Annotated in this window: 2 protein-coding genes and 1 pseudogene; all 3 read left to right on the top strand. The window is 75.1% G+C overall.

From position 1 onward, the window contains the following. Nucleotides 1-289, top strand: a 289-nt coding sequence (locus tag ACWGIU_RS38385; protein ID WP_453712783.1) for an RNA polymerase sigma factor, incomplete at its 5' end; no start/stop codon positions are given. Then, entirely contained in the window at nucleotides 282-728 is a 447-nt protein-coding gene (locus ACWGIU_RS38390; protein ID WP_453712785.1) for a hypothetical protein, read from the top strand. The genes ACWGIU_RS38385 and ACWGIU_RS38390, both read left to right, overlap by 8 nt. Nucleotides 729-839: 111 nt before the next feature. Then, nucleotides 840-1,064: pseudogene (locus ACWGIU_RS38395) on the top strand (mannosyltransferase family protein); the annotation flags it as partial.

Consider the following 1,064-nt stretch of genomic DNA (forward strand, 5'->3'; position numbering starts at 1 on the left):
CTGGCGCGGGCGTCGGCGCACCGCCGACGCCTGGCAGCGCACCGCCCCCGCCGGTCACGTGGAGGGGCCCGGCCCGGAGGCGGTGGCGCTGGTCGAGGCACTGCGGCAACTCCCCCTGAAGCAGCGCCGGACCATGGCGCTGCACTACGTCTGCGATCTGACGGTCGAGCAGATCGCCGCCGAGACCGCGTTGTCCACGAGCACGGTCAAGACCCACCTGTCCCGGGGCAGGGTCACACTCGCCCGCCATCTGCAGGACCCCCGCATTGAGGAGGCTCCCGATGCCTGACTCCCACGACCCGCTGCGGTCCCTGTTCCGGGAGGCGGCCTCCGCCGGACAGGCCGCGAGCACGACCCCGTCCGTCGCCGTCATCGAACGGCGCGGCGAACGGCACCGCCGGCACCGGATCGTCGCTATCGCCGCCGCCTGCGTGCTCGTCCTCGCCGGATCCGGGGCGACACTGTCCGCGTTCCTTCCGGGGGACCCGGGGCCGACCCTGCCCGCGACCACTCCCTCTCCCGCGGCCCCGTCCCCGACGTCCGCACCGCCCCCGCCGTCCACCTCCACGACGCCGACGTTCAACTCCGCGCTGCCGCCGCGCAACACCACACCGCCGCCGCTCGGCAGCAGCACGACGCCGGCGCTCAACACGACGGCGCCGCCGCCCGATCCCACCAGGACCGGAGACCCGAGCATGTCCCCGACTCCCCCGCAGTCGCTCCGGTAGCCCCTCTCCCCCTTCTCGCCCTCCCTCTCCCCGCAGCACATCGCCCGTGGACACCGACCCGAACCAGGGCCGGTGACTCCGCACGCCTTCAGACGGCCAGGAGATACCGATATGCCCGTTTCAGCCCCCCGTCGGCCGGTCGAGCGCCCCGACTCGCCCACCACGTGGCCGTCCGTGCACGAGACCGGTCGCCGCCCCCGCCGCTCCCTCCCGGCACTCCTGCGGCTCGGGCCCGGCGAGCGCGAGGTGGTGTGGTTGTACCTGCTGACCCGCGTCGGCATCTGGGCCACCGCGGGCGCCGTCGGCTGGCTGTTCCCCGCCGACGGCGCGGCCCGG

It is taken from the genome of Streptomyces sp. NPDC054840 (assembly GCF_053611065.1).